Genomic DNA, 17,902 nt, shown 5'->3' with positions numbered 1-17,902 from the left:
GCCGGTCCCGGAACCCGGGACCGGCCACAGCACGGCACTACCTACCTGACGAGGTTCGTCAGAGACCGACCTCGGCCTCGAACGCGCCCTCCTCGATCCGGTTCTTGATCGCGGTGAGGAAGCGCGCGGCGTCCGCGCCGTCGACCAGGCGGTGGTCGTAGGACAGGAAGATGTAGGCCATCGAGCGCACCGCGATGCTCTCGTTGCCCTCGCCGTCCGTCACCACGACCGGGCGCTTGGTGATGGTGCCCGTGCCCAGGATGGCGGCGTGGCCCAGCGGCACGATCGGCGTGTCGATCAGGGAGCCGCCCGAGCCGGTGTTCGTGATGTTGAACGTGCCGCCCGACAGCTCGTCCGGCGTGACCTTGTTCGCCCGGGTGCGCGCACCCAGGTCCTGGATCTGCCGGGCGATGCCCGCCAGGTTCAGGTCACCGGCGTTCTTGATGACCGGGACCACGAGGCCACGCTCGGTGTCGACGGCGATACCGACGTTCTCCGAGCCGTGGTAGGTGATCTCGCCCTTCTCGGTGTCGATCGTGGCGTTGATCTTCGGGTAGGCCTTGAGCGCCTCGACGGCGGCCTGCGTGAAGAACGGGAGGAACGTCAGCTTGGCGCCCTCGCGCGCGGCGAACGACTCCTTGGCCTTGGCCCGGAGCTTCGCGACGCGGGTCACGTCGACCTCCAGGACCGTGGTCAGCTGGGCCTGCGACTGGACCGCCTCGAGCATCCGCTCGGCGACGATCTTGCGCAGGCGCGACATCTTCTCCGTGGTGCCACGCAGCGGCGACACCTCGAGCTTGGTCGCGGCCGGAGCGGCCTTGCCCGGAGCGGCAGCGGCGGGCGCCGGAGCGGCCTTGGCCTCGGCCGCGGCGAGCACGTCCTCCTTGCGGATACGGCCACCGACACCGGTACCCGTCACCGTGGCGACGTCGACGCCCTTCTCCGCGGCGAGCTTGCGCACGAGCGGGGTCAGGTACGAGCCGCTGCTGCGGCCGGCGGCGGGCGCCGGAGCAGCGGGCGCGGCGGGAGCCGGAGCCGGAGCGGCGGGCGCCGGCGCGGCCGGAGCCGGGGCAGCGGGGGCCGGAGCAGCCGGTGCGGGCGCGGCGGCCTGGGCCGGCAGCGGGGAGTCCGCGGCGGGGTCCGGGACCGGGGTGGCCTCGGCCGGAGCCTCGGTCTTCGGCGCCTCGGGGGCCGGAGCGGCCGGAGCCTCGGCCGCCGGAGCGGCGGCGCCGGAGCCCACGCGGGCCAGGATGGCGCCGACCTCGATGGTCTCGTCCTCCTTGACCAGGATCTCCTGGAGCGTCCCGGCGACGGGCGACGGGATCTCGGTGTCGACCTTGTCGGTGGAGACCTCGAGCAGGGGCTCGTCGACGGCGACGTCGTCACCGACCTCCTTGAGCCAGCGCGTCACGGTGCCCTCGGTGACGGACTCGCCCAGGGCGGGCAGCAGCACGTCGGTGCCACCGCCGGCCGGGGCGGCTGCCGGAGCAGCGGCGGGAGCCGGTGCGGGCGACTCGGCGGCGGGGGCCGCGGCGGGCGAGGCCTCGGCCGGCTCGGGAGCCGGCTCGGCGGCAGGCGCCTCGGCGGCGGCCTGCTCGGCGGCGGGAGCGGCGGGGGCGTCGCCCGAGCCGGAACCGTCGCCGATGACGGCGAGGGTGGCACCGACCTCGACGGTGTCGTCCTCCTGGACGAGGATCTGCTCGAGGACGCCGGCGATCGGCGACGGGATCTCGGTGTCGACCTTGTCGGTCGACACCTCGAGCAGCGGCTCGTCGACGGCGACCTCGTCGCCGACAGCCTTGAGCCAGCGGGTGACAGTGCCCTCGGTGACGGATTCGCCGAGGGCCGGCAGCTGCACGTTCTCAGACATGACCTGTGGGGTCTCCTTTGTCGTTATGGTCAGTTGTGGGCGTGCAGAGGCTTGCCGGCCAGTGCCATGTGTGCCTCTCCGAGTGCCTCGTTCTGGGTGGGATGTGCGTGGACGAGCGAGGCGACGTCCTCAGGGAACGCCTCCCAGCCGACGATGAGCTGGCCCTCGCCGATCAGCTCGCCCACTCGCGAGCCGATCAGGTGCATCCCGACCACGGGTCCGTCCTTGCGGCGCACCAGCTTGGCGAAACCCTGGGTACCCAGGATCTTGCTCTTGCCGTTGCCCGCGAGGTTGTACTCGATGGTCTCCACCTGGTCCGGGCCGTACAGCTCGGCGGCCCGCGCCTCGGTGACGCCGACCGACGCCACCTCCGGCTCGCAGTAGGTGACGCGCGGGATCGTAGCCTCGTCGATCTGCGCGGGCGACAGGCCCGCGATCTGCTCGGCCACGAAGATGCCCTGCGCGAAGCCGCGGTGGGCGAGCTGCAGGCCGGGCACGATGTCGCCGACGGCCCAGACCTGTCCGCCGGCCGGCGTCGCGACGCCGGTGCGGAGCAGCTCGTCGGTCAGGACGAACCCGCGGTCGACGCGCATGCCGGCGGCCTCGTAGCCGAGGTCGGCGGTCCGCGCACCGCGCCCGACGGCGACGAGCAGCAGCTCGGCGTCGAACGTGGCGCCCGACTCCAGCTCGACCTGGACGCCGTCGTCGGACTGCTTGACCTGGGCGAAGCGGTCGCCCAGGGAGAACTTGATGCCCCGCTTGCGGAACGCGCGCTCCAGCGCCTTCGAGAGCGCGACGTCCTCGTTGGGGACGAGGTGGGGGAGCGCCTCGACGATCTGCACGTCTGCGCCGAAGGACTTCCAGACGCTGGCGAACTCCACGCCGATGACGCCGCCGCCGAGCACCACGACGGACTTCGGGACGGTGTCGAGGGTGAGCGCCTGGTCGGAGGTCAGCACGCGGCCGCCGAGCTCCAGGCCGGGCAGGGTCTTCGCGTACGAGCCGGTCGCGAGCACCACGTGGGTGCCGGTGAGGCTGCGCGTGGCGCCGTCCGCCGCGGTGACCTCGACGACGCCGGGGGAGGCGAGCGTGCCGTGCCCCTCGACGACGGTGATCTTCCGCGAGGCGATCAGCCCCTGCAGGCCCTTGTACAGGCCGGCGACCACGGAGTCCTTGTAGGCGAGCACGCCGGGCATGTCGATGCCGTCCAGCGTGGTGCGGACGCCGAACTGCGCGCCGTGCGTGGCGGCGTCGGCCACCTCGGCGGCGTGCAGGAGGGCCTTGGTGGGCACGCAGCCGACGTGCAGGCAGGTGCCGCCGAGCTTGTCCTTCTCCACGAGGGCCACGCTCTGGCCCAGCTGCGCGGCGCGGAGGGCGGCCGCGTAGCCGCCGCTTCCCCCACCGAGCACGACGACGTCGTACGTGTCCGGGTTGTCATGCGTAGGCAAGTGCTGGCTCCTCAGGGATGGCGGAGGTGACTGCGACTGCTGCGCGGGTTGGCGCCGCATGCCATCTTGACACTTCAGCGGGCGTGGCCCCAATCGTGCACCCCGTCTGTCGGGTGTGACCGTGGCGACATTGACGGCCCGGAGGCCCTGTGACAGGACCGCGACGGGACCGGGACAGGACCGACGGCGGCCGGAACCGGCATGTTGCCGGGCAAGACGTCGGCAGAAGGTGCGAGTTTCCTGCGATGTGCGTGGAGATGCCTAGGACACTGCCGGTCTCGCTAGTACCCTCGTTGCATGCCCCGCCAGTCCCGTAGCTCGCTCGCGCGCTTCTTCCAGCGCCGTTCCACGCCCGGCAGCGGATCACGCCCCGCCGGCAACGACGCGCGCCGCCAGACACTGGCGCACCTCGGTGAGTTCATCGGATCCCGCGTCGGTGTGGAGGCCTATGTGGAGCCCCCGACCACCGACATCCCCAGCACCATCCTGCTCGTCGCGAGCACCGGGGAGTGGACCCGCCGCCGGGTGCCGGACGAGCGCACCGCCTTCGACATCGCGAACCAGCTCGGCGTGCCGGTCTACAACGTCCGGTTCACCGGCTACCCCCAGCGCATGCGCGACTGGAACAGCGCGCAGCGCAAGAAGTGACCCCGCCGAGGTAGAACCTCAGCGAGATAGAACTCCAGCGAGATAGAACTCCAGCGAGATAGAACTCTGGCGAAGCAGCAGCTGCTGCTTCGCCAGAGTTCTATCTCGCCACGGTTCTACTTCGCTGTGGTTCTACTTCGCGGGAAGAGCCGCCGCGGCCGCCGCCCGGCCCTCGACGAACGTCAGCAGGGTGCGGACGCCGACCCCGGTGCCGCCACCCGACGTGTAGCCGTGCGCGCCGCCCTCGTTGAAGGCCGGCCCGGCGATGTCCAGGTGCGCCCACGGGTGGTCGCCCACGAACGTCCGCAGGAACAGGCCGGCGTTGAGCATGCCGCCCCAGCGCGGGCCGGAGTTGGCGACGTCGGCCACCTTGGACTTGATGTTGGCCGTGAGCTCCTCCGGGAGCGGCATCGGCCAGAACAGCTCGCCCGAGGCGTCGGCGGCGGCCTTGACCTCGTCGCGCACGTCGTCGCTGCCCATGACGGCGGACGTGCGGCTGCCGAGCGCGACCATCTGGGCGCCCGTGAGCGTGGCGATGTCGAGCACCACGTCGTGGCCGTCCTCGACGGCGGAGACGAGGCCGTCGGCCATGACGATGCGGCCCTCGGCGTCGGTGTTCAGCACCTCGACGGTCTTGCCGCCGTAGATGGTGATGACGTCGGCGGGGCGCTGGGCGTTGCCGCCCGGCATGTTCTCGGCGAGGCAGAGGTAGCCCGTCACCGCGACCGGCAGGTTCAGCTTCGCGGCGGCGACCACCGTGGACAGCACGGCGGCGGCACCGGCCATGTCGGACTTCATGGCCTCCATGCCCGCGGCCGGCTTGATCGAGATGCCGCCGGAGTCGAAGGTGATGCCCTTGCCCACGAGCGCGATCTTCGCGCCGGGCTTGGCCGGCGTGTACGCGACCTTCACCAGGCGCGGCCCGCGCGACGAGCCCTGGCCGACGGCGGTGAGGCCGCCGTAGCCGCCCGAGGCGAGCTGCTTGTCGTCCAGCACCGTCACCTTGAGGTGCTTCACGTCCTTGGCGGCGGCCTTCGCGGCGTCGGCGAACGTGGCCGGGTACAGCTCGTTCGGCGCGGTGTTGACCAGGTCGCGGGTGGCGTGCACCGCAGCGGCGAGGATCGCGGCGCGCTCGGCGGCGAGCTTGGCCTTGGCGTTCTTGTGCAGTGGGGTGAGGATCTCGATCGCGGCGACCGGGTCCTTGCCGTTCTTGGCGGCGTCCTTCCCGGCGGCCTTCGGGGCAGCCTTGCCGGAGGTGCGGTACCGGTTGAAGGCGTAGGCGCCGAGCAGGGCGCCCTCGGTGACGGCCGTGATCTCGGCGTCGTCGGAGGCGGGCAGCGCGATGGCGGCGGACTTGAGGCCCGCGAGCTCGCGGGTCGCGGCGCCCGCGGCGCGCCGCAGCGTCTCGGTGGCGAAGGTGCCGTCCTCGGCGCGCTCGCCGAGGCCGGTCAGCACCAGGACGTCGGCGGCGAGCTTGTCGCCCGCAGGGATCTTGCGGACCTCGTCGCGCGCGCCGGTCACACCGAGCTGGGGTGCGAGCGTCTCGAGCTGCGTGAGCAGGTCCGTGGGGAGCTGGTCGGACACGACGGCAACGCCGTCCGACGTCTGGGCGGTCGCCACTACGAGCGCTTCGGCCTTCACGGCGGTGGGATTCTTGCTGGAGAGGGTCACGTCGGTCACGCAGCCGATCGTATCCCGGGCCCCTGACCGCCCGTCCGGCGGTAGCTCCGGCAGCGGTCGGCCACCTGCCCGGCAGCCCGCCCGCCCCCCGATCGAGGCGCAGGTCACGCACGATCCGATTGCCGCCCCACGGGGGCTGCCCGGTAGTCTGCAGGACGTGATCCTTGCCCTCCTGCTCCTCGTGGTCGCGCTCTGCGTGGTCCTGGCCGGGTGGGCCGGCTGGTTCGTCGCCCGCGACCGCGCGGTGATCCTGAACCAGCTCTGGGGCGGTGCCGTGATCGAGGTCGTCCTGCTCGTGCAGGGCGTCGTCGCGATCGTCCAGGGTGCGGGCGGTGGCGGTGCGAGCGACCCCCTGCTGTTCTGGGGCTACTTCGCCACGACCCTCGTGATCTTGCCTGTGGCCGCCGCGTGGGCCTTCGCCGAGCGCAGCAAGTGGAGCTCGGTGGTGCTGCTCGTGGCGTCGCTGACGGTGGCCTTCCTGGAGTGGCGCATGTGGCAGATCTGGACGGGGGCCTGATGACGGAACCGACAGCCGGACGACGGACCGGGCGGGGCTTCGGCCGCGTGCTGGTGACCGTGTACGGCATCCTGGCGTTCGCGGCCCTGGGCCGCTCGTCCTACGAGCTCGTCGTGAAGTTCGGCGAGGCGCCGGTGGCCTACACGCTCTCGACGCTCGCGGCCGCGGTGTACGTGGTCGCGACGTTCGCGCTCGCGATCGGCACGCCCGCCTGGCGGGTGACCGCCTGGATCACGGTCGGGATCGAGGCCGTCGGCGTCGTCACGATCGGGGCGCTGTCCCTTGCCGACCCTGACGTCTTCGGCGAGTCGACCGTCTGGTCCGGATTCGGCCAGGGCTACGGTTACGTGCCCCTGGTCCTGCCCTTCGTGGGCCTGTGGTGGCTGTGGCGGACGTCGCGCAGCACGTCCGAGGAGAGGACTGCATGAGCTGGCCGTACTCGTTGTTGTTCAACGGCGTCTTCCGCCGGATGGACCCGGAGCGTGCGCACGAGATCGCGTTCTCGCTGATCGAACGTGCCGGGCAGGTGCCGGTCCTGCGCGACATCGCGCAGGGCGCGCTCGCCCCCTACCTGGGCCAGCGTGCCGGGGGACCGGGCAGCGTGCGCCTCTTCGGCCGCGTCGTGCCCGCGCCGTTCGGCCTGGCCGGAGGCTTCGACAAGAACGCGCGGGCGGTCCGGGGCCTGACGATGCTCGGCTTCGGGTTCGTCGAGATCGGCACCGTCACCGCCCGGCCGCAGCCCGGCAACGACAAGCCGCGCATGTGGCGTGAGCTCGACGTGCGGGGCGTGCGCAACCGGATGGGCTTCAACAACGAGGGCGCCGCGGCCGCCGCGGACCGGCTCCGCGCGCTGCGCCGCACCGCGGCGGGCCGCGCGATCGTCGTCGGCGCCAACATCGGCAAGTCCAAGGTGACGCCGCCCGAGTTCGCCGCGGGCGACTACGCGACGTCGGCCCGGCTGCTGGCCCCTTGGGCGGACTACCTCGTGGTCAACGTGTCGTCCCCGAACACGCCCGGCCTGCGCGACCTGCAGGCCACGGAGTCGCTGCGCCCCATCCTCGAGGCGGTGCGCGCCGCCGCCGACGAGGCCACCACGGGTGCCGCGGTGGGCCGGGGCACGGGCCGCCGCATCCCGCTGCTGGTGAAGATCGCCCCCGACCTCGCGAACGAGGACGTCGACGCCGTCGCCGACCTCGTGCTGGAGCTGGGGCTGGACGGCGTGGTCGCCGTCAACACGACGATCGGCCACGACCGCGGGCCCGGCGGGCTGTCCGGCCCGCCGCTGCTCGGCCGGGGCATCGAGGTCGTCGCGCGGCTGCGCGAGCGCCTCGGGACCGGCCCCGTCATCATCGGCGTGGGTGGCATCACCCGGGCCGACGACGTCCGCGCGTACCTGCGCGCGGGCGCCGACCTGACCCAGGGCTACACGTCGTTCGTCTACGAGGGGCCGCTGTGGGCGTCGGAGATCAACCGCGCCCTGACCCGGTCGGCCGGCTCGACGGCTAGTGGGAGGTACGAGTGATCCGTCCGCAGTGGGAGTGGGCCCTGGACGACGCCGAGGGGCGTCGCCTGACCGAGCCCGTCACGCCCGTCTTCACCGCGCAGTACGACGCCGAGCAGTGGCTCGGTGAGCATTGGCGCGAGCTGTCCGCGGCCGGCGCCGTGCAGGCGAGCCTGCTGCACGACGGCACGCAGGCCGCGCCGGGCGTGGAGCTGCGGATTCCCTGAGGCCGCCCGGCCCGCCGGGGTCTTCTGGACGACGTCGGACACCTCGGCGCCGGACAACACCTCGGTGCCGCTCATGGCACGGGCAGGACCGCCCGCGACTCCGTGAGCGCCACGTCGGCGACGTTCCGGTCGGCGGGCGCCAGGTCGGCCGCGGCGAGGTCCGCGAGGCGTTCGTGCGCCGACCGCGCCGCCTCCGGGTCCCCGGTGCGCACGCACAGCTCGACGAGGTAGGCGAGCGCCGGCGCCAGCTCGGCCACGGGCACGCCGGTCGCCGTCGGGTCCGCGGTTCCGGCTGCGGTGCCGGCCGCGCGGCGCAGCGCCCCCGCGAGGATCTTGCGCGCCTGCGCCGGGTCGCCCTGCGAGTCCGCGAGCACGACGGCGGTGTCGAGCGCCCTGGCGACCGGCCCGCCCCCGGGCGTCGCGCTCCAGGGGGCGACGTCGGTGCCGGCCGGGGCGGGACCTGCGGCGGCGTCGGGGTCGCCGTCGGCGTCCCCGCTCGTGCCGGACGGCACCACGTGCGTGACCCGCACCCAGTTCCCGGCGGGGTCGATCAGGCTGAACCCGGACAGCCCGGCGTTGTTCGCACGACGCCGCGGGCGCGTGATCCGGGGGAACCCGGTCACCGGCAGCCGTCCGAACCGTTCCCGCAGGCCCGCGGCGAACAGGTCGTGGACGGGCTCGGTGTCGGGGACGGCCACGGCGCACGTCGAGTGGGACTGCTCGGGGTCCCACTCGGGCATCTCGTAGTAGTGCAGCACGATCCCGCCGAGCTCCAGGGCCACGTACGGGTTGGGGCGGCGCTGCCGGTAGGTCACCGTCAGGCCCAGGCTCGTCCAGAAGTCGGCCATCTCGTCGACGTCCGCGCAGGGCAGCATCGGGACCATGAACGCGGTGGCCGCCACGGCCCGCGCCCGGGCGGCGATGTCCCCGCTCGTGTCCCGGTCGGTGCCGGGTGCGGTGTCAGGTGCAGTGTCAGGCGCGGCGGCAGATGCGGAGACGTGCTCGGTCTCGGTCATCGCCTCAGTCTGTCACCGGCCTGCTCATTGACCGGCCTGCTCGTTCACCGCCGCTGCCTGCCCGACGGCGCGACCCGGCTCCAGGCCCGGGCCAGCCGGGGCACGGCGTCCGCCAGCTCGGCGGGCGACCGCGTGAAGGTGATCCGCACCCGGGACGCGGAGCCGGTGGCCTCGGGGCTGAAGATCGGTCCGGCCGCGACCAGCGCGCCCTCCGCGGCCGCCGCCGCCGCGAACGCCTGCGCGACGGGCCGGCCCAGGTCGGCCCAGCAGAACAGCCCGCCGCGCGGCGTCGGCACGTCCCAGGTCGGGAACGTCTCCCGCAGCCGGTGGACCAGCAGGTCGCGGCGCTCGCGCAGCATCCGGCGCCGCCCGGCCATGACCTCCTCGCGGCGGCCGAGCAGCTCGGCCACGGCGAGCTGCTCCAGCACGGCCGTGGCGATGTCCGCCGACTGCCGCGCCCGCGCGAGGTGCGAGATCACCTGCGGGTGCGCCCGCACCCAGCCCACCCGCAGCCCGCCCCAGAACGCTTTGGAGGCCGAACCCACCGACACCACGTGCGGCGACGTGCCGTCCCCGGCGAACGCCGGCGGCATCTCCCCGTCCGACAGGTTCAGCTCGACGAGCGTCTCGTCACCCACGACGGTGACGCCGTACCGGTCGGCGATCTCCCGGACCGCCGCACGCTCGTCGGCGGACATCACGGAGCCCGTCGGGTTCTGGAAGTCCGGCACCAGGTACACGAGCCGCGGCTGGGCGCGGCGCACCGTGGAGGCGAGCAGGTCGACGTCGAACGGTACGGCGGGGACGCCGACCACCCGGCCCCCGGCGTCGCGCATGGACTCCATCGCGTGGAAGTAGGTGGGCGACTCCACGACCGCCCGGTCGCCCGGGTGCAGGTGGGTGTGCGCGAGCAGGGCGATGGCCTGCTGGGCGCCGGTGGTCACCAGGATCTCGTCGGCCGTGGTGGGGACGCCGCGCTCGCGGTAGCGGGCGGCGACCGCCTCGCGCAGCGGCGCCAGGCCGTGCGGCTCGTACCCGCCCGAGTCGAGGTAGGCGGGCAGGCCCTCCAGGGCCCGCGCGAAGGCGTCGTGCAGCTCGGGCGGCGCGGGCGGCGTCGCCTGCCACAGGTCCAGGTGCCCGACGACGGACGGGAGACCCGCCGACGTCGTGGCCCGCAGGGCGTCGCGGGCCACCGGGGCGTCACCGCCCGCCGGTCCGCCCAGGGCGGGGTCGACGGAGCGCTGCGGCAGGGTGGTGACCGAGCCCGACCCGACCCGGCTGACCGCGAAGCCGAGCTCGCGCAGCCGCGCGTAGGCGCCCGACGTCGTGGTGCGCGACACCTTGAGGGTGGCCGCGAGCTCCCGCTCGCTGGGCAGCCGGGTGCCGGGGGCGACCGTGCCGGACAGGACGGCGGCCCGCAGCGCGTCGGCGAGGGCGATGTAGGCCGGCCCGCCCGCGTGCCACGAGCCCAGCAGGCGGGCGGTCGTGGCGGGGGAGAGCTGGCGCAGCACAGTGGGGGACGCGACGGACATAGGGGCCACTCTTCCGCGATTGGCCCTGGATGACAAGGCCAATGGACCGCACCATGGGACCATGACGACGACCACCGGCCGCCCGGCCGAGCCCGCCCCCGCTGACATCCCCGTTCCAGGGCTCGAAGCCCCGGCGCTCGACCCGGCACCGGTCGTCGCGCGCGTGCTCATGGGGCCGGTGCGCCGCGGCGTCCAGCTCCTGCTGGGGCTCGTCGGCTTCGGCGTCGCCACCGCGATGATGCTCCACTCGGGGCAGGGCGCGATGCCGTGGGCCGTGCTGGACCAGGGCATCGTGGGCCGCACCGGGCTGCCGTACGGCTGGGTCGTGCTCGGCGTCGGCCTGCTGGTCATGCTCGCGTGGATCCCGCTGCGCCAGAAGCCGGGCATCGGCACGGTCGCGAACATCATCGTGATCAGCCTGGTCATCGACCCGGCCCTGTGGGCACTGGACCGGGTGCTGCCCGAGCCGGCGCTCGCCACCGGGATCGCGCTCGCCCTGGGCGGCACGGTCCTCCTCGGGATCAGCACCGCCGCCTACGTGGGCGCACGGCTGGGGCCGGGGCCGCGCGACGGCCTGATGACGGGGGCGGTGCGCCTGACGGGCTGGCCCGTCTGGCTGGTCAAGACCGCCATCGAGGTCACGGTCGTGGTGATCGGGGTGCTGCTCGGCGGCACGTTCGGCTGGGCGACCGTCGTGTTCGCCTTCGGCGTCGGCCCGGTGGTGCAGGTCGCCGCGCGGTGGCTCGCGCCGTCGGGCCTGACTGAGGGCCACTGACCGCGAGGTTCACTGACGGCGAGGGCCACTGAAGCGGGCCGACCAGGCGCGGCTTTCGTGGCGCCCGGGGCAACCACCCTCCACCATGAGGGCATGACCAGCCACGACGTCGTCCCGCCGACGCGACTCCGCACGTTCCTGCCCGGCCTCGTCTCCCGGATCGCGTTCGGCGCGCTGCTCGTCGCGCTCGTGGTCCGGCTGACGGGCGACGTGGAGCCGTGGGGCGAGGACGGGCTCACGCCCGCGGTCGTGGCCCACCTCCTGCTCCTGCCGCTGCTGGCCCTGACGCTGTGGGCGGCCTCGGGAACCCCCGGGACGAGCGGGCGGCCCCGCCCCGTGGTCCTGACCCTCGTCGCCCTGGCGCTGGGCTACCTGGGCGACCCGGTGGTCGCCGGCACGCTCCTGTCCGGGGTGTGGGAGGCGCTGATGGGCAGCATGGAGCTCGAGGGCATCGTCTACCAGGCGATGATGCTGGTCGCGGTGCTCGCGCTGGCGCTGGTCGCGCAGACCCTCGCGTTCCGGGGGTGGCTCGGCGCGGGGCGTCTGTACCGCCTGGCCGGCGCCGCCTGCTGGGTCGTCGGCGTCGCCGCCGTCGCGGTCGTCGTCTCCGGGCTGCTGCACCTGGACCTCGCCGAGTACGTGGTCGGGGCGGTCACGGCGGGCGCGGCCTGGTGCGTCGCGGTGGCGTTCCTGGAGGTGGCGGCCTGGCGGGTCGACCGCCTCGCGGGCACCGGTGCCCTGCTGCACGTCGCGACGGCGGTGCTCGCCGCCGCCGGACTCCTCGTGGGCGACTCGGAGGGCGTCTACCTGGCCGTCCTGCGCCTGTCGGCCGTGGTCTACGTCGCCGGGCAGGCCCTGCTCGCCGCCGGCCTGCTGCGCACGCTGCGCCGGGACTCGAATCGATTCGAACGCCTGGCATAGGCTGCCGTCATGGTCAACTATCGGTACCTCGGCAACAGTGGTCTCAAGATCTCCGAGATCACGTACGGCAACTGGCTCACCCACGGCTCGCAGGTCGAGAACGACGTCGCCACGGCGTGCGTCCGCGCCGCCCTCGACGCCGGCATCACCACGTTCGACACCGCCGACGTGTACGCCAACACCGTCGCGGAGCAGGTGCTCGGCGACGCGCTGCAGGGCGAGCGCCGCGAGTCCCTGGAGATCTTCACCAAGGTGTACTGGCCCACCGGGCCCAAGGGCCCCAACGACGTCGGCCTGTCGCGCAAGCACATCATGGAGTCCATCAACGGCTCCCTGTCGCGCCTCGGCACCGACTACGTCGACCTGTACCAGGCCCACCGCTACGACGTGGAGACCCCGCTCGAGGAGACGATGCAGGCGTTCGCCGATGTCGTCCGGCAGGGCAAGGCCCTCTACATCGGCGTCTCCGAGTGGTCCGCCGACCAGATCCGCGCCGGCGCCGCGCTCGCCAAGGAGCTCGGCTTCCAGCTCATCTCCTCGCAGCCCCAGTACTCGATGCTGTGGCGCGTCATCGAGGACGAGGTCGTGCCCGCCTCGAAGGAGGTCGGCGTCTCGCAGATCGTCTGGTCGCCCATGGCCCAGGGCGTGCTCTCCGGCAAGTACCTGCCGGGCCAGGCCGCGCCGGCCGGCTCGCGCGCCACGGACCAGAAGGGCGGCGCGCAGACCATCAGCCGATTCATGAGCGACGAGACCCTGACCGCCGTGCAGAACCTCAAGCCGGTCGCCGACGAGCTGGGCCTGTCCATGGCGCAGCTCGCCGTGGCCTGGGTGCTGCAGAACGACAACGTGGCTGCCGCGCTCGTGGGTGCCTCCCGCCCCGAGCAGGTCGCCGAGAACGTCAAGGCGTCGGGCGTCACCATCCCGGCCGAGCTGCTGAAGCAGATCGACGAGGCGCTCGCGGGCGTCGTCGAGCGCGACCCGGCCAAGACCTTCGAGGGCATGCCGAAGAAGCGCCCGGCCTGACGCACTCCCCGTCTCGCCGAAGTAGAACCGCAGCGAGATAGAACTGCAGCGAAGTAGAACTGCAGCGAGATAGAACTGCAGCGAAGTAGAACTGCAGCGAGATAGAACTGTGGCGAGGTAGAACACCCGGCAACCGCCAGGGTTCTACCTCGCCACAGTTCTACTTCGCCGGGGTTCTATCTCGGCGAGGCGGGTCACTCCGGGTAGTTGCCGCGCTTCTTGCTCATCGGCTTGGGCAGCCGCGACCGGCGCAGCTGGTAGGCGCGCGTGATGGTGTACATCAGCAGGCCGCGCGGCACCTCGCCGAACTTGGCCGTCAGGCGCTTCTTCAGCGAACGCCAGAGCAGCCACGCGTCGATGATCGTCAGGAACAGGAACCCGTACAGGCCGAGCATCACGAAGATGCTGAGCTGCGGGTACTGCTGCGTGAAGAACGTCGCGAAGAGGAAGATGAACGCGACGGGCAGGAAGAACTCGCCCAGGTTCCAGCGCGCGTCCACGAAGTCGCGCACGTACCGGCGCACCGGACCCTTGTCCTTGGCCGGCATGTAGCGCTCGTCGCCGGTCTGCATCGCCTGGTAGGCGCGCTCCCGGTCGACGCGCGACTTCTCGCGCTGCGCCTTGCGCGCGGCCCGGCGGTCGTCCGGGACGAGGGGGCGCTTGTTCGCGGCCTGCGCGACGTTGCGCTTCGGCGTGGGGCGGCCCTTGCCGGCGGCGGTCTGCGTCTCGTCGGACGCCGGAGTCACCTCGGTCGGGGAGTCGCCCACGGGGGTCACGCCGTCTGGAGTCGAAGTCTTGCTGCGGGAGAACACCCTCCCAGCCTAATCGCTCCCGGCACCGGCTGGTTGCGAGCCGTTAACGTGGGGCAGTGACCACCGATACATCCGCTGCCCTCCGGGCCCGCGTCGCCGAGCTGTTCCCCGCCCTGCAGGCCGACCTCGAGGCGCTCGTTCGCATCCCGAGCGTCTCGGCCGCCGCGTTCGACCAGGCGCACGTCGCCGCCAGCGCCGACACCACGGCGCAGCTCCTGCGCGACGCCGGCCTGCCGGACGTCCAGATCCTGTCCGCCCCGCGCCCCGACGGCACGCCGGGCGCGCCCGCCGTCGTCGCGCGCCGGCCCGCGCCCGAGGGCGCGCCGACGGTGCTCCTCTACGCGCACCACGACGTGCAGCCGCCGGGCGACCCGGCGACCTGGGACACCGACCCGTTCGAGCCCACGCAGGTGGGGGAGCGCCTCTTCGGCCGCGGCGCCGCCGACGACAAGGCGGGCATCGTGGCCCACCTCGGCGCCCTGCGCGCCCTCGGCCTGCCCGACGGCGCGGACCTGCCCGTCGGCGTCACGGTGTTCCTGGAGGGCGAGGAGGAGTCGGGCTCGCCGTCGTTCCGGGCCTTCCTGGAGCAGTACCGCGACCTGCTCGCGGCCGACGTCATCGTCGTGGCCGACTCCACGAACTGGAAGGTGGGCGTGCCCGCCCTGACGACGTCGCTGCGCGGCCTGGTCGACGGCGAGATCGAGCTGCGCGTGCTGGACCACGCCGTGCACTCCGGCATGTTCGGCGGCGCCGTGCTGGACGCCGTCACCCTGATGTCCCGGCTGGTGGCGACGTTCCACGACGAGGCGGGCGACGTCGCGATCGACGGCCTGGTCAGCGCGCCGGAGCCCGAGGTCGACTACTCCGAGGCCGAGTTCCGCGCCGACTCGTCGCTGCTCGACGGCGTGTCCCTCGCGGGCACCGGCACCCTGTCCGGTCGCCTGTGGGCCAAGCCCGCGCTGTCCGTCATCGGCATGGACGTCACCTCGGTGGCCGAGGCGTCCAACACGATCGCGCCGCGCTGCTCGGCCAAGATCTCGCTGCGGCTCGCGCCGGGCCAGGACCCGGCCGCCGCGGACGCGGCCCTCGCCGCCCACGTGGCCAAGCACGCGCCGTTCGGCGCGCAGGTCACGTGGCGCTCGGGCGAGCAGGGCAAGCCGTTCCTCGCCGCGGGCGACACGGCCGCCATGCGGGCGGCGCGCGCCGCCTTCGCCGAGGCGTGGGGCACCCCGCCGGTCGACGTCGGCGTGGGCGGGTCCATCCCGTTCATCGCGGACCTGCTCGAGGTGTTCCCCGACGCCGCGATCCTCGTGACCGGCGTCGAGGACCCGGACTCGCGGGCGCACGGCGCCAACGAGTCGGTGCATCTGGGCGAGCTGCGGAACGTCGTCCTGGCCGAGGCGCTGCTGCTGACGAAGATCGGCGAGGGGCTCTAGGCCCTCAGCTCTGTCCCGCCCCGGCTAGATCTTGGCGGAGGGCTCGCGCGGTGCCACGTCCAGCGCGCGAGCCCACGCCGCCACGTCGGCGGGCAGCTCGGGGGAGGGCAGGTCCTCGCCCGTCGCGTCCCGCACCACGTCCAGCGCGGAGATCCGGTTGCCCTTGCGGTCCAGGAACCGGCTGGCGACGATGCCGCGGGCACACAGCTTGTCGCCGCGCGTGAACACCTGCTCCAGGTAGAAGACGCGCTCGTCCCAGCCCAGGATGCGGGTCGTGATCTCGAACCGTTCGAACGGCTGCAGCGACCGGCGGTACTTCATGGTCGACGCCGCGACCACCGGCGCCCAGCCCTTCTGCTTGGCGACCGGGAACATGCCGAGGTCGGCGATCTGGTTGTTCCGGGCCACGTCCATCATCTGCAGGTACGTGCCGTTGTTGACGTGCAGGTAGGAGTCGAGGTCCAGGAGCCCGACGCGCATCCGGGTGACGGAGGGGTCGAGCAGCGTCTGTCCAGGGCGGGCCTTGCGGGGGAAGAGTCCGGACCAGGTGAGCTGGAGCATGCGAGCCATGTGCCCGAGGTTATACCGGGAACCGGCAGTATCAGATACCCGGTCCGGTCCCTGGTCCGGGCGCGCCGAGCGCCGTCGGCGGGTGCTGGATAGCGTTGCGCACCGACCGGGCCACCGCCGTCGTCTCCAGGCGTTCGACCAGGTGCAGCGCCATGTCGATGCCCGCGGAGACACCGGCGGAGGTGACCACGTCGCCGTCGTCCACGTACCGCGCCTCGGTGTCCACGAGGACGCTCGGGTCCAGGTCGGTGAGCTCGTCGTAGTGCTCGTGGTGCGTGGTGGCCGGCCGCCCCGCGAGCAGCCCGGCCGCGGCCAGCGGCAGGGCGCCCGTGCAGACGCTCGCCATGATCGGGGTCTGCCTGCGGATCTGCCGCAGCCACTCCAGGTGCCCCGGCTCGGCCAGCAGCGGCCGGGTGCCGAGGCCTCCGGGGTAGACCAGCACGTGCAGCGGCCCGACGTCGTCCGCGCCGTGCGCGGGCAGGATGCGCAGGCCCTTGGCGAGCCGCACTCCGGAGCCGTCCCAGGAGAACGTGCTCACGGTGGGCCGCACCTGCGAGTGCGAGCCCCACTCGGCGAAGACCTCGAAGGGCCCGACGACGTCGAGCTCCTCCGCCCCGTCGAAGACGAAGATCCCGATCCGTAGCCCGCCGTTGCCGCTCACACGCTCAGCCCGGTCAGATTCCGGGAAGGGCCAGCATCTGGTCGAGCGCCACCCGCGCCCAGTGGGCGTCGTCGGCGTCCACGACGATCCGGTTCACCATGCGCCCCTCCACGAGCGACTCCATGGCCCACACCAGGTGCGGCAGGTCGATCCGGTTCATGGTGGAGCAGAAGCACACCGTCGAGTCGAGGTAGTGCACCTGCTTGTCGGGGTGCGCCCGCGCGACCCGGCGCACGAGGTTCAGCTCCGTGCCGATCGCCCACGAGGAGCCGGGCTCGGCCGCCTCGAGCTTCTTGATGATGTATTCGGTCGAGCCCACGTAGTCGGCCGCGGTGACGACCTCGTTCTTGCACTCCGGGTGCACCATGACGTTGACGCCGGGCACCGCCGCGCGGATGTCGGTGACGTTCTGCTCCGAGAAGCGCCCGTGCACCGAGCAGTGGCCGCGCCACAGGATCATCCGCGCGTCGCGCAGCTCCTGGTCCGTCAGCCCGCCGTTCGGCTTGCGCGGGTCGAAGACCACGCACTCGTCCAGCGACATCGCGAGCTCCAGGACCGCGGTGTTGCGGCCCAGGTGCTGGTCGGGGAGGAAGAGCACCTTGCCGGTGCCGTCGACGCCGCCGACCTGGTCGAACGCCCAGCGCAGCGCGACCTCGGCGTTGGAGGAGGTGCACACGGTGCCGCCGTGCCGCCCGGTGAACGCCTTGATGGCGGCCGACGAGTTCATGTACGTCACGGGGATCGTGGAGTCCGCGATGCCGACGTCCTGCAGCACCGCCCAGGCCTCCTCGACCTGGCCGATCGCGGCCATGTCGGCCATCGAGCAGCCGGCCGCGAGGTCCGGCAGCACGACCTGCTGCTGGTCGGAGGTGAGGATGTCCGCGCTCTCGGCCATGAAGTGCACGCCGCAGAACAGGATGAACTCGGCCTCGGGGCGGGCGGCCGCCTCGCGCGCGAGCTTGAAGGAGTCACCGGTCACGTCGGCGAAGTCGATGACCTCGTCGCGCTGGTAGTGGTGGCCCAGGACGAACGCGCGGGTGCCCAGCGCGGCCCGTGCGGCGCGCGCCCGGTCCACGAGGTCCGGGTCGCTCGGTGCGGGCAGCTCGCCCGTGCACTCCACGCCGCGCTCGGAGGCCAGGTCACGCCCCTGGCCGAGCAGCAGCAACGGGGACGAGGCAGGCTCGGAGAAACCGGAGTATTCAGCCAGCAGGGTGCTCACGGTCACCATCATGACACGCGGTGGTGACAGGCAGTCAGGACGGTGC

The 17,902-nt window shown here is 72.9% G+C and carries 18 protein-coding genes; 9 read left to right on the top strand and 9 right to left on the bottom strand.

Annotated elements, in window-relative coordinates; translation table 11 throughout:
* Window positions 1–58: 58 nt before the first annotated feature.
* On the bottom strand, window positions 59–1,870 hold the full coding sequence (gene sucB, locus FHX71_RS15280; RefSeq protein WP_182617744.1) for a 2-oxoglutarate dehydrogenase, E2 component, dihydrolipoamide succinyltransferase: 1,812 nt from the start codon (window positions 1,868–1,870) through the stop codon (window positions 59–61).
* A gap of 29 nt (window positions 1,871–1,899) precedes the next feature.
* Window positions 1,900–3,378: a dihydrolipoyl dehydrogenase gene (gene lpdA / locus FHX71_RS15275; protein WP_376770131.1), complete on the bottom strand. Its 1,479-nt coding sequence runs from the start codon at window positions 3,376–3,378 to the stop codon at window positions 1,900–1,902.
* Window positions 3,379–3,615: 237 nt separating this feature from the next.
* Here lpdA and FHX71_RS15270 point away from each other — a divergent pair, with 237 nt between their 5' ends.
* On the top strand, window positions 3,616–3,966 hold the full coding sequence (locus FHX71_RS15270; RefSeq protein ID WP_182617740.1) for an oxidoreductase: 351 nt from the start codon (window positions 3,616–3,618) through the stop codon (window positions 3,964–3,966).
* 132 nt (window positions 3,967–4,098) lie between these two features.
* On the opposite strand, the gene FHX71_RS15265 is transcribed toward FHX71_RS15270, so the two are convergent.
* Entirely contained in the window at window positions 4,099–5,646 is a 1,548-nt protein-coding gene (locus FHX71_RS15265; RefSeq protein WP_182617738.1) for a leucyl aminopeptidase, read from the bottom strand.
* Window positions 5,647–5,803: 157 nt separating this feature from the next.
* On the opposite strand from FHX71_RS15265, the gene FHX71_RS15260 reads away from it, so the two are divergent.
* Genes FHX71_RS15260 through FHX71_RS15245 form a run of 4 tightly spaced genes read left to right on the top strand, consistent with a single transcriptional unit; the run spans window position 5,804 to window position 7,891 of the window.
* Complete coding sequence (locus tag FHX71_RS15260; protein ID WP_182617736.1) at window positions 5,804–6,163, top strand: hypothetical protein; 360 nt, start codon at window positions 5,804–5,806, stop codon at window positions 6,161–6,163.
* Window positions 6,163–6,591, top strand: coding sequence for a hypothetical protein (locus FHX71_RS15255; RefSeq protein ID WP_182617734.1), 429 nt, complete (start codon window positions 6,163–6,165; stop codon window positions 6,589–6,591). Before FHX71_RS15260 ends, FHX71_RS15255 begins: the two co-directional genes overlap by 1 nt.
* Window positions 6,588–7,685 carry a quinone-dependent dihydroorotate dehydrogenase gene (locus FHX71_RS15250; protein ID WP_182617731.1) on the top strand — a complete coding sequence of 366 codons (1,098 nt, stop codon included), beginning with the start codon at window positions 6,588–6,590 and terminating at the stop codon, window positions 7,683–7,685. The genes FHX71_RS15255 and FHX71_RS15250 overlap by 4 nt, the downstream gene beginning before the upstream one ends.
* Window positions 7,682–7,891: a hypothetical protein gene (locus FHX71_RS15245; RefSeq protein WP_182617729.1), complete on the top strand. Its 210-nt coding sequence runs from the start codon at window positions 7,682–7,684 to the stop codon at window positions 7,889–7,891. The genes FHX71_RS15250 and FHX71_RS15245 overlap by 4 nt, the downstream gene beginning before the upstream one ends.
* 71 nt (window positions 7,892–7,962) lie before the next feature.
* On the opposite strand, the gene FHX71_RS15240 is transcribed toward FHX71_RS15245, so the two are convergent.
* A complete protein-coding gene (locus tag FHX71_RS15240) occupies window positions 7,963–8,907 on the bottom strand; it encodes a DUF8817 family protein (RefSeq protein WP_182617727.1) in 945 nt (314 codons plus the stop codon).
* 44 nt (window positions 8,908–8,951) lie between these two features.
* Complete coding sequence (gene yczR, locus FHX71_RS15235; protein WP_182617725.1) at window positions 8,952–10,439, bottom strand: MocR-like transcription factor YczR; 1,488 nt, start codon at window positions 10,437–10,439, stop codon at window positions 8,952–8,954.
* A gap of 61 nt (window positions 10,440–10,500) precedes the next feature.
* Here yczR and yczE point away from each other — a divergent pair, with 61 nt between their 5' ends.
* From yczE to FHX71_RS15220, 3 genes are all read left to right on the top strand, one after another.
* Window positions 10,501–11,214, top strand: coding sequence for a membrane protein YczE (gene yczE, locus FHX71_RS15230; protein ID WP_182617724.1), 714 nt, complete (start codon window positions 10,501–10,503; stop codon window positions 11,212–11,214).
* A gap of 93 nt (window positions 11,215–11,307) precedes the next feature.
* Window positions 11,308–12,135 (top strand): hypothetical protein, encoded by an 828-nt coding sequence (locus FHX71_RS15225; protein WP_182617721.1) that lies wholly within the window; start codon window positions 11,308–11,310, stop codon window positions 12,133–12,135.
* Between the two features lie 9 nt (window positions 12,136–12,144).
* Window positions 12,145–13,158, top strand: a complete 1,014-nt coding sequence (locus FHX71_RS15220) for an aldo/keto reductase family protein (RefSeq protein WP_182617719.1) — start codon at window positions 12,145–12,147, stop codon at window positions 13,156–13,158.
* Between the two features lie 194 nt (window positions 13,159–13,352).
* On the opposite strand, the gene FHX71_RS15215 is transcribed toward FHX71_RS15220, so the two are convergent.
* Entirely contained in the window at window positions 13,353–13,934 is a 582-nt protein-coding gene (locus FHX71_RS15215) for a DUF3043 domain-containing protein (RefSeq protein WP_182617717.1), read from the bottom strand.
* A 92-nt stretch (window positions 13,935–14,026) separates the two neighbouring features.
* On the opposite strand from FHX71_RS15215, the gene FHX71_RS15210 reads away from it, so the two are divergent.
* On the top strand, window positions 14,027–15,406 hold the full coding sequence (locus tag FHX71_RS15210) for a dipeptidase (RefSeq protein WP_182617715.1): 1,380 nt from the start codon (window positions 14,027–14,029) through the stop codon (window positions 15,404–15,406).
* Between the two features lie 24 nt (window positions 15,407–15,430).
* On the opposite strand, the gene FHX71_RS15205 is transcribed toward FHX71_RS15210, so the two are convergent.
* Genes FHX71_RS15205 through nadA form a run of 3 tightly spaced genes read right to left on the bottom strand, consistent with a single transcriptional unit; the run spans window position 15,431 to window position 17,865 of the window.
* The gene (locus tag FHX71_RS15205; RefSeq protein ID WP_182617713.1) at window positions 15,431–15,976 is read right to left on the bottom strand and encodes an acyl-CoA thioesterase; all 546 of its coding nucleotides are present in this window, start codon (window positions 15,974–15,976) and stop codon (window positions 15,431–15,433) included.
* Between the two features lie 31 nt (window positions 15,977–16,007).
* Window positions 16,008–16,637, bottom strand: coding sequence for a DJ-1/PfpI family protein (locus FHX71_RS15200; RefSeq protein WP_182617710.1), 630 nt, complete (start codon window positions 16,635–16,637; stop codon window positions 16,008–16,010).
* Window positions 16,638–16,650: 13 nt separating this feature from the next.
* Window positions 16,651–17,865, bottom strand: a complete 1,215-nt coding sequence (nadA, locus tag FHX71_RS15195; RefSeq protein WP_246403223.1) for a quinolinate synthase NadA — start codon at window positions 17,863–17,865, stop codon at window positions 16,651–16,653.
* Window positions 17,866–17,902: the final 37 nt, after the last annotated feature.

The organism is Promicromonospora sukumoe, assembly GCF_014137995.1.
GTDB classification, from domain to species: Bacteria; Actinomycetota; Actinomycetes; order Actinomycetales; family Cellulomonadaceae; genus Promicromonospora; species Promicromonospora sukumoe.
Note: the sequence above shows the minus strand (reverse complement) of the source record. Positions and strands in the feature narration are given on the sequence as shown.

Excerpts from the sequence above, each read along its gene's own strand:
- sucB (WP_182617744.1), bottom strand. The coding sequence starts at position 1,870 with ATGTCTGAGAACGTGCAGCTGCCGGCCCTCGGCGAATCCGTCACCGAG.
- lpdA (WP_376770131.1), bottom strand. The coding sequence starts at position 3,378 with ATGCGGCGCCAACCCGCGCAGCAGTCGCAGTCACCTCCGCCATCCCTG.
- FHX71_RS15270 (WP_182617740.1), top strand. The coding sequence starts at position 3,616 with ATGCCCCGCCAGTCCCGTAGCTCGCTCGCGCGCTTCTTCCAGCGCCGT.
- FHX71_RS15255 (WP_182617734.1), top strand. The coding sequence starts at position 6,163 with ATGACGGAACCGACAGCCGGACGACGGACCGGGCGGGGCTTCGGCCGC.
- FHX71_RS15250 (WP_182617731.1), top strand. The coding sequence starts at position 6,588 with ATGAGCTGGCCGTACTCGTTGTTGTTCAACGGCGTCTTCCGCCGGATG.
- FHX71_RS15240 (WP_182617727.1), bottom strand. The coding sequence starts at position 8,907 with ATGACCGAGACCGAGCACGTCTCCGCATCTGCCGCCGCGCCTGACACT.
- yczR (WP_182617725.1), bottom strand. The coding sequence starts at position 10,439 with ATGTCCGTCGCGTCCCCCACTGTGCTGCGCCAGCTCTCCCCCGCCACG.
- yczE (WP_182617724.1), top strand. The coding sequence starts at position 10,501 with ATGACGACGACCACCGGCCGCCCGGCCGAGCCCGCCCCCGCTGACATC.
- FHX71_RS15225 (WP_182617721.1), top strand. The coding sequence starts at position 11,308 with ATGACCAGCCACGACGTCGTCCCGCCGACGCGACTCCGCACGTTCCTG.
- FHX71_RS15220 (WP_182617719.1), top strand. The coding sequence starts at position 12,145 with ATGGTCAACTATCGGTACCTCGGCAACAGTGGTCTCAAGATCTCCGAG.
- FHX71_RS15205 (WP_182617713.1), bottom strand. The coding sequence starts at position 15,976 with ATGGCTCGCATGCTCCAGCTCACCTGGTCCGGACTCTTCCCCCGCAAG.
- nadA (WP_246403223.1), bottom strand. The coding sequence starts at position 17,865 with ATGGTGACCGTGAGCACCCTGCTGGCTGAATACTCCGGTTTCTCCGAG.